Here is a 14,694-nt window from a genome sequence, read left to right on the forward strand (position 1 = left end):
ACACTACTATTATCTCGATAAATAAATGATAATTATGCTATTTACCATAATTTACGATCTATAAAATTAATGTCTTAGACTGCAAATAAAGAATTATTAATTATTTTAGTTTTTGTTAAACAATTATTTTTTTATTCGACTTTTTGCATAATGGCTTGTTTGGCTTTTGAATGTTGCGATCGATTATAATTACTCCGTAGAATCACCCTTTTCTTTGAAGATTATAAGGATTACTTTACAAGCGATATTAGGGGGTGTAATTTCTTTAGCTGGAATTGCTTTGATGTTCGTGCGCTGATGGTTTCGAGATTTCAAAGTATTCTTGTAGCTTGTCGTGTGAAAAAAAACTTAAATCTTGACTAGCGATCGCTTTTTATGGTATTCTAAAAAAAAATTATCATAATGGAAATATTAGCCCTCATCAATAAGAGTCACCACTCCCATTATAAAAATAATTTTAACATTAAACGGCGATCGCCGTAAATCCCTAAAATAAAAAATTTTCGCGCCGATCAAAAACCTTGAAAATAATCAGTTTTCATCATACTACTTATTGCTTAATTTATTGCCAATTTCCCACCAAAACATAGGGAGACCAATAATAAGGATGGGGTGGTAAATTATTCAATGCGGGGGATGGAGGATCTTGGCGCAAAGAATCAATTAAGGATAGTTGAGCCTTCTGTAAAGCATCTACTTTTTTAGCGGCAGGGTCTTCAAACTCTTGGTAAAATTTACTCATCAATTGGGCAGTAGAAGAATCATCCACCGACCAAAGAGAAGCTATAGTACTACTGGTACCCGATCGCACTGCTACCCCAGCCAAACCTAAAATAGCGCGATCGTCACCTACGGCAGTATCACAAGCACTCAAGACAACTAATTCGGGATGGATACTACTAGAATTCAAGAGATTGCTTAAAGTCTCGATGCCAATTTTTTCCCCATCCCCCGTAATAATAAAAGTTTCATCGGGATTAGAACTAAAAATTCCATGAGTTGCCAAGTGTACGACAGAGAAACCAGCTTCAAGTTGCTTTTTAATACTGGCGGTAGTAAATTCTTGATTGAGTAACTTATGAGATTGAGGAAAAATATCTTTAATTCGATTTAATTCTTGGGGAACATTAGCCAAAGCGGGAAAAATGTTTCCCTGAATTTCTACTTGTTCGCTCAATCCTGCTGCTAATACTTTTGTTTTATCTCTGGCTATAGTTTGAGGTTCGAGCAATTGCAAACTAGGTGCTAGAGCAACACCATACTTTTCTAATAAATATTGCTTGCCATCATAGAGTGCAGAGATAGGTACGTTTTGTAGATTTCCATTTAAAACAAAGACTAAAGTACGAACTTGATTTGCCGTTAAACTAGGGTTTAGAGGTTCGATGAGCCAACTATATATATCTTGCAGAATAGGCAAAAGAGTTTGCATATTTGCGGTGATTTCTTGAGGATCTAGAGGAGTGGTACTAAAAATATTAACCGCAGATTTATTGACGCTGGGGTTATAAAGACTATCGTAGAGTAAATCTATGGTTTGATTCAACGTAGTTTCAGAAACTCTCGTCGTAAATCTCTGTAGAGGTTGATTGGGTAAAGAAAGAAGTATTTCTAGGCGATCGCCCAATACAATTGGATAGATTACTGCTGCTTGATCGTCTAGTCGATCGATAATAATGGTAGTGTCGGCAGTTTCCGAACAAGGATCTTGAAAGAAGTTATCCAATTCTGCTAGTTGCAGAGATTCAATTACCTGACGAGCTAACTCTAAGTTGGGATTAGAATCAGTCTTAGTAGCAACTAGTTCAAAAGAGTTGATAGCTTGGGGATGATCGCTTTGTAATAATAAGTTAGCCAAACGCAGATATACGGGTTTGACTTCCTGGCGAAAATCAAACTGTACGACTCGATTGTTGGCATTTAGATCGGTACGAAGAGATTGAAGAGTATTAAAAGCGGATGTATAGGCAGGAATTGCAGCGGATATCTTTCCTTGCTGTTCTAATAATTGACCGAGTTGAGATTGCCATAAATAGGTAACTTCCCGAGCATCATTAACAACACCTTGTTCTTGAGCCAAAATTAGAGCTTGATTGGTAAGAGCGATCGCTTTGTCTAATTGTTGCTGTTGACCGTAATATTGACCCAGATAACCCAAAGCGTAACTTTCTCCCAAGGGATAGTCAATAGTTTTTGCTTGAGTTAGGGCGGTTTGTAGAATTGATTTTACTCGTTGGCTTTTACCCAAGGCGGCTAGGCTGCGACTGTAGTTAATGCGAGCATAAATGCTTTGGTGACTGGGGGGTATTTGATGCCAATATCCATCGATAGCTATGATGGTACTCGCTCTAATCTTTGTCAATCGAAATTCTAGTAGCTCAGAAAAACGATTTGCAGCCTCAATCAGTTTAGTTTCCTGTTGTCTTTGCCAAGTCTCAATTCTCCTCTTGGTTTGAGTTTTCCACCAGTCTTCAATTTCAATTAACAGATGCAAATAATTAAGCTGTGCTTGAACTCGAACAATGGGGGATGCTCGATTGTCTGCGGTGACTTTGGTATAGGCTAAAAAAGTTTTTTGATAAGGCTCTAATGCCAGTTGGGGATCTTGGCGATCGATAATTTCAGTAATCTTATCATAGCGATCGCGATCGCGACTGCGATTTGCCAAAGCTTGTTCCACATTACCCAATGCCAACAATGTCGCCCCAAATTCAGGCGTATTTTGGGTAGCACGTTCGCTCAAACTTAACAATCTGGCAGATTCTTCTAGTTTGCCCTGGTGTTTTAAGACTTCTGCCAAACTCCGCAAACCAATACCTTGAATCGTTGATAACTGATTCTTACCTTCAAAATCCTCCATTAACTGATTGATTTGTTCGCGATCGCAATCGGGATTGTTGACTCCAAAAACAGCTAATAAAGTGTCGCAGGCTTTGGGATATAGTCCGAGATCCTGCAACACTTGAGCTTGATTGATCGAACTTTTTGTTCTGCCTAAAGAATCGTTTTGCTCTTGATATGCTGTTGCTGCTTGTTGCCAAGTGATGGCAGCGGTTGATAATTTACCTGTGCGATATAGCTGTTGTGCTGCGATCGCCAAATCCAAAGCTGGCGAAGATCGAGATGTCTGAGACTTGGCAGGCAAATGGAAAGCGACAGCCAATAAAGCGGAAAATATAAAAATAATAATTTTGTTAATAGTCATTTTTTTTAAAAAAGATCGTATTGTAGTTGTAGATATACTCCGCTTTCCTGTAGGGTATTGCCTGTAGAATTATCATTAATTAAAGGAATACCCCAATCGATCCGCGCTGATAGTTTTTCGTTGCTTTGCAAAATAAAACCCACCCCCGTACCCAATAAAGTAGTAAACTCAATCGATCGATCGTCTGTATTCCAACCAGTACCAAAATCAATGAAGGGCGCAAATTGGAGGCTGGTATTGAGCTTAGAGAAACGAGCAATAGGTAAGCGCAATTCCGCAGCAGCGGAGAAACCATTATCAGTCAATAGAGTATCCTGACGATAACCCCGCACCGTTGTCGCACCACCCAAACTAAATTGTTCCGTGGGTATTAAAGGATCGGTTGCCAATTGCAATTCCGAGCGGAATAATATCGTCGAGCCAACGGCAGGTATACCTTTAGGCTTACTCAACAATCTCAAATAAGATGCTTGTCCCCGCCAAGCGAAAAATTGGCTGTCGGGTTCGCTATCATTGATGGTAGCATCAAAAACATCTAGCCCAATATTAAACTGAGAACGAGCGGAAATGACTTGTCTGCGATTGCGTTGCAACCATTCTTGACCAAAACTTAAAGCAGAAGTACGAATTTCTCCCCGAGCATTTCCTCCTGGGGAGATACTGGTGGGAGTGTCGAGCAAAGAAGTATCGCTTTCTCTTCTGGATGCGGCGATATTAAGCGCAAATTCCCGACTAATTTCGGGGGTTGCTTTTTGGATAATTGGTTGTCGCCAGGTTAGGTTATAACTTCGGGATTCGATATCAATATCTATTTCTTCAAAATCAGCCTCGATTATTTCGTTTTGTGCCAGGCGAAAATCAAAACTAAGAGTACCATCGCGAGAATTAAGGGGTAGAGTATAATCTCCGCCATATTGGTTACTACCCTCAGTATTAAAAAAGCTTAAGTTGAATTCATCTCCGATACCCAAGAGATTGGCTTCTGATAGTTTAATACCCCGTTCAAAACTACCAATAGTAGGATTGCGATTGTTGTTGACTCTTGCTTGGAGGGTAAAAGTATCTGCACCTATAACCGAAACTTTGAGAGCATTTGTCCCTGGCTGGATCCCCGTCGATAACTCTGCATCCAGGCTGGCAATCAGAGGATTGAGTTGAATTAGTTGTAATGCAGATTGAACTTGATTGATGTTAAGGGGGGTAGAAATCCTGTTCTCTAAGCGATCGCGAATATAGTTTTCTGTTAACCTCCCTTCCTCGATATTGATTTCTATATCTGATAAAGTTCCCTCAACTACTTGAATCTGTACCGTTCCAGAACTAAGATTTTGGGTGGGAAGATAAGCCCCAGAAGTTATATAGCCTTGCCTGACATACAATTGGGTGATAGCACTAGCAGCTTGAACTAGTTGAGCAAAAGAAATAGGCTTGCCTGTAAAAGAAGCGATCGCTTTGTTTAATTCTGCTTCCTCGAATACTGTACTTCCGACAAAGGTAAATCGATCCACTACAATTGTCCCAGGAATATCTAAGACAGATTCGGGAAGAGGCGGAGCATCGAGAGAATCATTTAAGGGATTGTTCCTTGGGGGTAAAGGTTGGGGTTGAGGCGGTATATCGCGATCGGGGGTTAAAGGTTGGTTCGGCTGGGCTGATACTCCCGATCGCGGAACTATGCCCAGAACAATAAACAAAATGTAGATAAAAAGTTTGCCTAATTTTTGGAAATTCTTTGCATGGCGATCTCCAAGTAAAATAATGGCGTAGAGCAAATATTCCCAGAAAGCAATTTTAAGTTGATAACGAGAATGGAGATCGCCCAAATTGACTTGAGAATTAGGATATAACGCAATTTTAAGTCTACTAGAGCGGGACTTAGGGAACATGACAGTCAGGAGAATTAAATCGAGGAGTGTTATCAGAAGGTTGAGAGGTGAGGATAATTTCTCCTTTACTATTTTGATACCAGTTGCGAGCGGGACTGGGTAATAGAGCTTGTTTTTTCGGTTCTTCTTCTGTTCTAGTTTCGGTATTTGCTTGGGGAATATCAAAACTAACTATAGATTTACTGCTTAATGTTTCCCTGGGGCTATTGGGCAATCCTCCCCTACCTGTAACGGTTAGTTTGCTATTGTTAGCCAGAGTCGAATTAGAACAAGCTCTAGCTACGGTTTCTTCTGGTTGAGTCAACTTAATTGGCACCTCAACAATGCCAAAAGTAGCTTCTGGTTCTAAAGTATCAATTTCCACCACTCCATCTACCCCTAATCTTGAACTGGCACTGATTATACATTCTTGGCAGACAAATAATCCCTTCGCACTAATATCAATATTGCCACCCGTTCCGTTTTCCGCTTCTGCGGTAAGCTTGCTGGATTCTAAAACCACTAGATTTGTGCCAACAAGGTTAATATTGCCACCATTAGCATTGCCCGTTGCCGTTGCAGTAGTAGTACTGTTGCCACGCCAAAAAATATTACGACCTAAAATATCAATATTGCCACCATTGCCAAAGTTATTGGCAGCAGAGATTATCCCTTCGTCGTCCAATAAAATATCATTAGCCGACTCAATATTTAGATTCCCCGCACTTCCCGTTCCCAAACTTTGAACGTCAATACTCGCACCGTTTTGGATCTTTAAATTGCCAGTGTCGATTCTAATATCTCCCGATGCACCACTAGCTACTAAATCGGGAAATGCAGATCGTCCTGAGGTAGTGATAATTCCCCCTCGTTTCATATTATTAATCGTAGTTGTACCAAATAATTCTAGAGAATCCAGGACATTAATGTTGACACTACCTCCATTTCCCGAACCAAGAGTGGTGGCAGCAATTTCCGAACCATCTCGGATAAATAGCTTGCGGGCAGAGACTTGGATATTTCCCGCAGCACCATTAGTAAAAGAACTAGAGTTGATACCGCTGGCGAATCTAGGATCGGTAGGAATGCCCAAAATTTCGATGGTATCTGCTACATCAATATTGATATTTCCACCATCTCCACCACCACTAAAAGTCAAATTAGCATCGTCATTAATAAACCCCCCTGTAGTACTGCTAACAAAAGCATCTTCAATCGATAAGTTATCGGTTCGGAGAGTTACATTTCCTCCTTTTCCCTCGCCAATACTGGTGTTAGCATAAATTCCCGTGAATAATCGAGAACCAGAAGGGGTATTTCGCAGATTGATCGACTCTCTGGCATCAATGTTAATATTTCCTCCTGTCGCCTCGCCAAAAGTGGCGTTGACAATCGTGCCACCATTTTCCACTATCAATCTATCTGTATTAATAAAAATATTTCCTGCCGTCGCCAGACTGGTACTATCAACCCCCGCACCAATTTGTAGAGCCGAAGCATCAATCGTAATATCATTAGCGTTAACTTGGATCTCCCCTCCCGTGCCGTTGGTGAAAATCGGGCTAAAGATAATTCCTCCTTCGGCTATGTTTAAAGCATTAGCATTAACTTCTAAATTCCCTCCTATACCCTCGGCAGCTGTTCCGAGAAAGATTCCCGTGCCTCTTGTGCCTGGTGTTAAATTGCCATTTAAAGAGTTGGCTTGGAACGCTTCTTGAAATTCCCTGAATCCTATTCCCGTAATATTAACCTGGTCGAGAATATTGAGAACGATATTACCACCTCTACCCGAACCAAAAGTAGTAGTAGTAATAAAAGAGCGATCGCTTATATCCAAAGAGTTGGCAGCAATCTCGATTTCTCCCCCGTCTCCCGTGCCACTATTGTCACTAGAAATTTGACTGCCCCTAGTAAGAGTAAAAGAATCTGCTACTTCTAGATTAATTGTGCCTCCTAAACCCTCTTTTACTGCTGCGGTGATACCTCCTCCATCGCGCAAAGCAATAGTGTTGGCATTGATATTGAGGTTTCCTGCATTACCCGTACCGTCATTTCGCACGGTTACTTGCCCTCCGTTCATAATTTCTAACTGAGGCGTTTCAATAATGACATTGCCAGAGTTAGCACTAGGAGTTGGAGGTAAATTAAACAATTCTCGCAATGCGGGATCGAGAATGTTAGCTGAAGCAATAATGAGGCTGGGGTTAAGTGAATTTGGTACTGTACCCGTTACCATAATTGACTCGGAGGCATTAATCGTGACGTTTCCTGCATCCCCCGTCGCGGTAGCCGAAGCATCGACTCTTCCCCCCTCGATCAAAGTCAAATTTTTAGTATTTAGTTCGACATTACCCGCATTTCCAACACCCCCACTACCAGCGGTAATTTGACTGGGAGCAAAGGCGATGGGATTAAATCCCGACAGCAAGATTGATTCCCTGGCATTAACCGTGACATTTCCTCCAGAACCTGTACCGTTAGGGGTTGCCGTAACAGAGGCAATGTTTCCTCCATCCAAGGCGGTTAAATTTTGAGTAGTAATGTCGATCTCTCCCGCATCCCCTGTATTGTAAGTTTGAGCTGAAATAAGACTAAATTGATTGGGATTGATTTCGGCAAAGCCAATTACCCGCAAACTATCAGCAATATTAAGCTTGAGGTTTCCCGATGGGGCTTGAGTGTAGGTAGTACTGAGAATCTTAGCTCCGCCCGAAACTTCTAAATTGGGAGTATCAATGGTAATATTTCCCCCCGCACCATCTCCCAAGGGTTCGGTATAGATGCCAGTGGAAATAATTCCATCTTCGGCAATGCCATCTACTGTTAAAAATTCTCTAGCATTGACTTTTAGATTTCCCGAAGCTTCAGTCCCCTGATTTTGAATTAATACTGCCGAACCATCAGCGATCGCAATTCTATTTCCCTGAATTGCGATCGAGCCACTATTATTACCACTAGCATCAACCAAAGCTCGTTCTTCGAGATTAATATTTTTAAAGCTTTCTACCCCTTCATAGCTCAAAGAAAAATCCCTCTCGCCAAAAGCGATCGACACCGTACCTTCAGCAACGCTACCTAACTCGATTCTTCCTTGTTCTGAGATTAAAACACCCCCCGTAAAGGAAACGTCACCCCCCACCAATCCCAAAGTCCCGCCAGATTGCAGTTTTAAACCCGATACTTGTCCCCGATTGAAAGGAAAGAAAATAGGGATATCTAGGCTAAGATCGTGTCCTACCCCAGCTACATTGATTGCTCCTGAATTTTGCCCCAACTGCAAGCCCACGGGAACTCTCACCGTTAATAGAGGAGAAACAGTTAAATCTCCAGCACTAAACACCGTACCGTCTTCAAAAATAACGCTGTCGGCTGTACTACCCAAAAAAGAACCGCCAATTTGTAATCGAGCATTTGCGCCAAAATCAATGCCGTTGGGATTAATTAAAATTAAATTGGCATCGCCGTTGGCTCGCAAAAATCCATCAATAGTTGAGATAGAGCTTCCTGTAACCCGCCCAATAATATTATCGATTTCGCCAAGATTGTTAAAATAAGCCGTATTACCCGTATCTACGGAAAATTCTTGAAAGCTATGAAATAAATTGCCACCTTGGGTAGTTCCTCCCGTAATTTCTGCGATATTGTCACTATTATTCACTTCTGTAGATACAGTGTCATCTGGTACTATTTGGGCTTGTACCAAATCACCACGACTCAAACAGAAAAGAAGAGAAAAACCTCCATACAGCAAGGTAGCTAAACAAATTGATAATTTACCGTCGAGGCTTGATTTTTGGCTGTTATGATGATTTGTTGGTTTGATCGGTAATTTCTCAGGCATTGTTTAATTTTTCCAGTAAACAAAAAAATTGTTGCTTAAATTTAGCTACCTACTTTTAAGCTGTTATCTAAAAGCATACTGATGTTCCGAACTAAAATTCTATAGATCTATACTTAAATTTAATTTTTGTGATTCTTAAGGAGATTATTTTGTTACAATTACATCCTTAGAGATCGATCAACCTGATTATTTAAGGTGATTTTTTATCTCAGAGAGTTTTAATAATTAGTAACGCGCAAAGAGATTATGAGCAAACTAAATTACTTGAGGACTGCGATCGCCTTACCAGTGGCTTTTGGAGTTTTGGGGACTTATGGTCATCGAGTGAATGCGACAAATACGATTCAAGTTAGTTGTGACACTAGCACTTCTATTCCTACTATCGCTGCAACTTTATCCAATTCAGACAAATCTTCTGGTGATGTAGATCGAGCTTTTCAAACAACTCATATTTTGTCGTTTTTACCAGAATATTTTTCTACGGAAGAGGCATCTTTTAACTGTCAAAAAACAGCCGCATCTTTACAGAGTTACTATAGTAAGGGGGTGATGAACTATTTAGCTAGCGATACTATTGATGGCAAACCCGTAGTTTGTGCTGTGGAAAGAAGAGGCGTTAGCTGCGATGGATATAGCAGCGAAATACTATTTAGTTTAGATCGAGCAGTTAATCCCAACCAGCTTTTATATGATATGTTAGGCGAGGATTTTAAAAGTTCTCAGTCACCTTCTTATAGAACCCTCAGTCGTACCTACACAGATTTGCGCCCTACTTGGTGGCCATTTTAAGCTAGGAAATAGGGCGAAATAAGCTCGGATCTTCGTTGTTTGACTGAGTGCTAAATACAATTTTGTTTTGCTTGTTGGGCTGCTTGATAATCTGGTACTAATTTAATGGCTTGCTCAAAAGCATCAATCCCAGAAGATCTAGATTGAGATTGACAGAGAGTTGTGCCTAAATAAAACCAAGTTTGGGCTTGTTTGGTAGTTGAAAGTTGTTTGTTTTTTAAAATGTTTTCAAATTCTTTTTGTGCTTGTTGATAGCGTTTTAATCGTTTGAGAACAATCCCTTTGCCTATTTGGGCGGGAAAATAGTTGGGGGAATATTCTAAAGCGCGGTTGTAATTGGATATTGCAGTTTTGTATTGTTCTTTGTTTCTATAGCCGTTACCCAAAAAAGTCAAGGCTACTGCAAATTCACCCCTAACCCTCTCTTTGCCTCTAGTGTCTTCTATTTGTTCTAAAACTTTGATCGCTTCAGAAATAGTGACCAGAGACTCTTCCTCTTTGCCAATAGCTTTGAGGGATTCGCTTTTATTCATCAAAAAAATTGGATCGGTTTGATCTAAAGCGATCGCTTTATCAAATGCGAGGATCGCCTCTTCTGCTCGTTGCAGGTTATGTAAGGCTTCCCCTTGGCAATTCCACGCATATACTGCGGTAGGATCGATAATGGTAGCTGTAGAACAAGATTCTCTCATTTCACCATATTGCTGTAATCCAGCTAGGGCATAACCCCGATTAGTCCAAGCTTGAAAATAGTTGCTATCGATATTTAATAGCTGATTGTATTGGGCGATCGCTTCGTTAAAAGATTTTTGCTTGAGAAATTGATTGCCTTGTTTAAAAGCCGTTCTAACTTTAAGTTTTTTGCTTATATTCTCAAAAAATATTAAGATTAGGGCTAGTAAAGCCAATAATAACAGCAGGTTTTTCAAAGTTAAAGATTGTTTGGCTGTTTTCGGAGAACTAGGTACTACTGCCTTGGTCTTAGAGGGAACAATCGCCACAGCAGAATTATCGGAATGTTTTAGCTTGGTTATTTGGTTATCTATCCAACTGGGGTTAAATATCAGTTGATAAATACGATTGGCTACAACTAATTGCTCTTGTTGTTTTACCACTAAACCTGTTTTTAATAGCTCTTGCTGCTGAAGAGTGCGATCGGGGGCAACTACCGTAGTTAATATTTGATGGTAGAGTTGGAGCAGTTGAATCGGTTCGCTTTGTTGGTTATTAAGCAAACGGTCTTCAACGGCTTGGAGGTGTTTCCCTGCTATTCCCTCTCGCCAATTCTTAAGTAATCTGGTTTGAACTAAATAATCTACTTGCTCTGCTTCTTTTCCTCGAATAACTAGGTCGCGTTTTTCTCCAATAAGCCCGAAGAGTTTTTGAGTTAAAAAAGATTGACCTCCAGTCCAAAACAATACTTTTTCTAAAACTTTTTCCGAATAAGCTTCTCGATCTTCTAAATTAAGTAATTTTAACTTTATTTTATAAAAGCTTTCTTGTTGTCCTAGGGGAGCAAATTCGGACTCACTAGAGTACTTTAACTGTTGTGTTGTTGCTTTTTCAGATTCTGTTGGAGATTGGGGAGTTATGTATCGTAGGAAAAAATCAACTGTAGTTTGTTTGAGCCAGCCTGTGGCGATCGCTATTTCACCAAACTTCAATTTACTTTGCTTTTGTCGGTCTAGAATAGTTTGTATCTGTCGATCGTCTAGTAATGCAGCTTGTTTAAAATACTGACCTATGGGTTGCTGTGGTTTTTCTTGAATTAAAATCAACCAACTTTCAGCAAAAAAATCTGCTGTTTTGAGATTTATATGACCCTGAGAAGCTAAAATTTCTCCAATACGTCTATTTTGCGATTCTTGGCGTTGTTGTTGTAAGGCTTCTTTTATATCATCAGCAGATACAAGACCTGCTTGCTGCAAAACCGCACCGAGAGGTACTTTATTTTGAGATGGACACACGGTATCTAATGGTATTTAAGGATATGTAAATTTGTTCATTATATCTATGTAGTGATTTTCAGAACATTTTAAATTTTAATGATCGCAATCTTATTGATTTAGCCATTCTATCAATAATTGGACTTGATTTACACATTGGTAATCAAGACAAAAAAATCTTGTGTGTATTTTAATTTCTTCTTAAGAATTACTGAAAACCTCCTAATTATATGTTTCCTATCTCTAAATTTCAATTGAATTTTGATGTTTTTCTAGTTTTTGCACGGAAAAGTCATTTTCATAGTTGCGGTGGCAATTTTATATGTTAATATGTATTTCGTGGCAAACAAAGATTCAGTGAAATGCGTCTTTGATAAATATGAAAGGGACTGTAGTTCAGCTGGTTAGAATGCCTGCCTGTCACGCAGGAGGTCGCGGGTTCGAGTCCCGTCAGTCCCGTATATTTTTAACTACTACATTTTTGTTGTTTAAGTAGTTCATCAACTAGGGAACTGATGAAATAGATTTGATGAAATAGATTACTTCTACATGAACTACTCCTAGCTCACGGAGTAGGTAGGAGTATCCTAAAATCACGTTTGGGTTGCGGGTCTTATTCCGCTTCTAGATAAAGATTTCACATTTTCGTTAAAAATAGTTAAATTGATCGCTATTTGGTCAATATACATATTGATTGTCCTAAATTACCTTTGACCGACATTTCTGCACCGTTGTCCCAGGTGACAACACCTTCGAGGATATCAATATGAGGCTTATCTCCATCAAATATTTCCAAGATCGAAAGTTCTAAATATTGCGCCCAGGATTTGATGCCATCTCGACTAATAAATTGGTTAAGAACGCTATCGGGGTTGAGATCGTTTAAAGAACCTTGAAAAACCGCCCAATGAGAAGGAATATAAAATTCTAAAAACGAGAAAACCAGCTTTCCTCCTGGTTTGAGTACTCGTTTTGCTTCTGCTAAATATTTGTAACTTTGTTCGTGAAGCAGATGAGTTAAGACTGAAAAGAAACAGACAAAATCTGCTGAATTATCTGGTTCGGGGATAGTCAATCCTGGTGCTTGATAAAACTTCCAATCTGCTCTTTTGGTAACTTTTCGAGCATAGTTAAATAATTCAGGAATAACATCTATGCCAACATAAGAACCCGTTAAATATTCTTTGAGTTGAAAAGCCAATCTTCCACTACCACAACCTACGTCGATAACCGTATCTCCTCGTTGTAATCCCAGTTGTCTGAGCAAATAATATTCTAATAAGCCTCCCGCTTCAAAGTTGCCTCCAATTGCTAAAGATAGAGCCTCGTCTTCATCGTATTCTTGCTGTAAATCTTGTACTTTTTGGGTATAACTTTTAAGATAATCAGGTTTGTTCATATTGATCGTGTTAGAAAATTAATTAGCTAATCCAGACAATAAGCAGGAATTCAGAGTTAAAGTATCATGATACACAGGAATTAACCTAATACTGCTCTCGATCTAATTTTGATGTTTAAGTTATTCAACCGTTTTAAATCTTTAAAATCAAACACCAGTAATTCAAAATCCAATTCAGGTACTTTTCACCCCGACACTCCTGTAATTCCCCAAAATTCTGTCGATATCCAAAATATTTCGGTTTTCCGCCGCGAAAACTTTCCCCAAAACGAACCTACTCCCTGGTTAGATCGCCCAGATGCAGCCGAACTAGTCAAAAAACTAGTCGCTAACAAAACCCTCTCTCCAGAAGAAGGAGAACTTTGCTATAAATGGAGCGAAAATGGCTATGTAATCATCCCAGGTTTGTTTGATCGAGCTACTTTAGACAGTGCTTGGACAGAATACGAACGGGCGATCGCCGATGGTAAGATTAAGCCAGAAGAAGCTTGTGTGGTTAATGGCTTACCTGGGAGAAATCTCAACACCCATTTTCAGGTTAAGCAAATCGAACAATTACTCCGCGATCGCCGAATGACTAATATTATTAGTATGTTATTGGGGGCAAAATGCTTACCATTCCAAACCATTACAGGGCATAACGGTTCTCAACAACTAGAACATTCTGATGCCATCCACATGACCACCTATCCCATGGATTATTTGGCTGCAACCTGGACGACTTTTGAAGATATCGATCCTGATTCTGGTCCCTTGGTTTATTATCCCAAAAGCCATCGCATTCCCCATTTTCTTAGTCAAGAAGCCGAAATTAGCACTGATGAATTCGAGCGAGGGGGTTATATCCCCTATCATGAGAAATACGAACCCCAATTGCAAAAAATCATTAAATCCCATCAACTTGAGCCTAAATATTTTCATGCAAAAAAAGGAGATGTTTTGATTTGGCACTCAAACCTAATTCATGGAGGCTCTCCTAGAAAAAACATGCAGCTTTCTCGCAACGCTTTAGTTTGTCATTATTTTGCCGCAGGCTGCATTTGCTACCACGATTTGGCATCTAGCATTTCTCATGTTCACAGCTAATTTTAATTTACTGAAAAACTACAGCAGGTAAAACGCACAGAATTTCTAATCCTTGTTGTAAACTATATTCTACTCGCGATTAAGGTGATAAAAATGGAGATAGACTATCCAGAAGATTTAAAATACCTAGATACTCACGAATACGTGCGTTTTGATGGAGAAATTGCCACAATTGGAGTTAGTGCTTTTGCTCTCGATCAGTTGGGTGACGTGGTTTTTCTGGAGCTTCCAGAAGTAGGAGATGCCATCGAAGTAGGAGAAACATTAGGCACAATTGAATCAGTCAAAGCAGTAGAAGATCTCAACCCTCCAGTATCAGGAACAGTCATTGAGCGCAACGAAACAGCCATAGATGCACCTGAAACTTTAGCAGAAGATCCTTATGGTGAAGGCTGGTTGATCAAAGTTAGGCTAGACAATCCCGACGAGGAACTAGATGATGTTCTCTCGGCTGCGGAATATCGCGCTCAAGTTGAAGGAATGGATGGAGAATAATTGAACCAACGGGGAGATAGTGCTTTGAAACTGTTGATAAGATTAATTTGGTGATAATAGTTTCTTTT

At 39.8% G+C, this 14,694-nt stretch carries 8 protein-coding genes and 1 tRNA gene; 4 read left to right on the forward strand and 5 right to left on the reverse strand.

Annotated elements, in window-relative coordinates:
• Positions 1-562: 562 nt before the first annotated feature.
• Genes I4641_RS03245 through I4641_RS03255 form a run of 3 tightly spaced genes read right to left on the reverse strand, consistent with a single transcriptional unit; the run spans position 563 to position 8,911 of the window.
• Positions 563-3,205, reverse strand: a complete 2,643-nt coding sequence (locus tag I4641_RS03245; protein ID WP_229639028.1) for a CHAT domain-containing protein — start codon at positions 3,203-3,205, stop codon at positions 563-565.
• 5 nt (positions 3,206-3,210) lie between these two features.
• Positions 3,211-5,091, reverse strand: coding sequence for a ShlB/FhaC/HecB family hemolysin secretion/activation protein (locus tag I4641_RS03250; protein WP_229639029.1), 1,881 nt, complete (start codon positions 5,089-5,091; stop codon positions 3,211-3,213).
• Positions 5,081-8,911 carry a two-partner secretion domain-containing protein gene (locus I4641_RS03255; protein WP_229639030.1) on the reverse strand — a complete coding sequence of 1,277 codons (3,831 nt, stop codon included), beginning with the start codon at positions 8,909-8,911 and terminating at the stop codon, positions 5,081-5,083. The genes I4641_RS03250 and I4641_RS03255 overlap by 11 nt, the downstream gene beginning before the upstream one ends.
• 246 nt (positions 8,912-9,157) lie before the next feature.
• On the opposite strand from I4641_RS03255, the gene I4641_RS03260 reads away from it, so the two are divergent.
• Positions 9,158-9,700: a COP23 domain-containing protein gene (locus tag I4641_RS03260; RefSeq protein WP_229639031.1), complete on the forward strand. Its 543-nt coding sequence runs from the start codon at positions 9,158-9,160 to the stop codon at positions 9,698-9,700.
• Positions 9,701-9,750: 50 nt separating this feature from the next.
• Here the strand turns inward: I4641_RS03260 and I4641_RS24090 are convergent, their stop codons facing one another.
• Positions 9,751-11,667, reverse strand: a complete 1,917-nt coding sequence (locus I4641_RS24090; RefSeq protein WP_229639032.1) for a tetratricopeptide repeat protein — start codon at positions 11,665-11,667, stop codon at positions 9,751-9,753.
• Between the two features lie 364 nt (positions 11,668-12,031).
• Between I4641_RS24090 and I4641_RS03270 the strand changes: the two genes are divergently transcribed.
• Positions 12,032-12,105, forward strand: a tRNA-Asp gene (locus tag I4641_RS03270).
• Between the two features lie 211 nt (positions 12,106-12,316).
• Here the strand turns inward: I4641_RS03270 and I4641_RS03275 are convergent.
• Entirely contained in the window at positions 12,317-13,045 is a 729-nt protein-coding gene (locus I4641_RS03275) for a class I SAM-dependent methyltransferase (protein ID WP_229639033.1), read from the reverse strand.
• 111 nt (positions 13,046-13,156) lie between these two features.
• Here I4641_RS03275 and I4641_RS03280 point away from each other — a divergent pair, with 111 nt between their 5' ends.
• Entirely contained in the window at positions 13,157-14,131 is a 975-nt protein-coding gene (locus tag I4641_RS03280; RefSeq protein ID WP_229639034.1) for a phytanoyl-CoA dioxygenase family protein, read from the forward strand.
• 93 nt (positions 14,132-14,224) lie between these two features.
• On the forward strand, positions 14,225-14,626 hold the full coding sequence (gcvH, locus tag I4641_RS03285) for a glycine cleavage system protein GcvH (protein ID WP_229639035.1): 402 nt from the start codon (positions 14,225-14,227) through the stop codon (positions 14,624-14,626).
• Positions 14,627-14,694: the final 68 nt, after the last annotated feature.

The organism is Waterburya agarophytonicola KI4, from assembly GCF_020640915.1.
Lineage (GTDB): Bacteria > Cyanobacteriota > Cyanobacteriia > Cyanobacteriales > Xenococcaceae > Waterburya > Waterburya agarophytonicola.

Excerpts from the sequence above, each read along its gene's own strand:
- I4641_RS03245 (WP_229639028.1), bottom strand. The coding sequence starts at position 3,205 with ATGACTATTAACAAAATTATTATTTTTATATTTTCCGCTTTATTGGCT.
- I4641_RS03250 (WP_229639029.1), bottom strand. The coding sequence starts at position 5,091 with ATGTTCCCTAAGTCCCGCTCTAGTAGACTTAAAATTGCGTTATATCCT.
- I4641_RS03255 (WP_229639030.1), bottom strand. The coding sequence starts at position 8,911 with ATGCCTGAGAAATTACCGATCAAACCAACAAATCATCATAACAGCCAA.
- I4641_RS03260 (WP_229639031.1), top strand. The coding sequence starts at position 9,158 with ATGAGCAAACTAAATTACTTGAGGACTGCGATCGCCTTACCAGTGGCT.
- I4641_RS03275 (WP_229639033.1), bottom strand. The coding sequence starts at position 13,045 with ATGAACAAACCTGATTATCTTAAAAGTTATACCCAAAAAGTACAAGAT.
- I4641_RS03280 (WP_229639034.1), top strand. The coding sequence starts at position 13,157 with ATGTTTAAGTTATTCAACCGTTTTAAATCTTTAAAATCAAACACCAGT.
- gcvH (WP_229639035.1), top strand. The coding sequence starts at position 14,225 with ATGGAGATAGACTATCCAGAAGATTTAAAATACCTAGATACTCACGAA.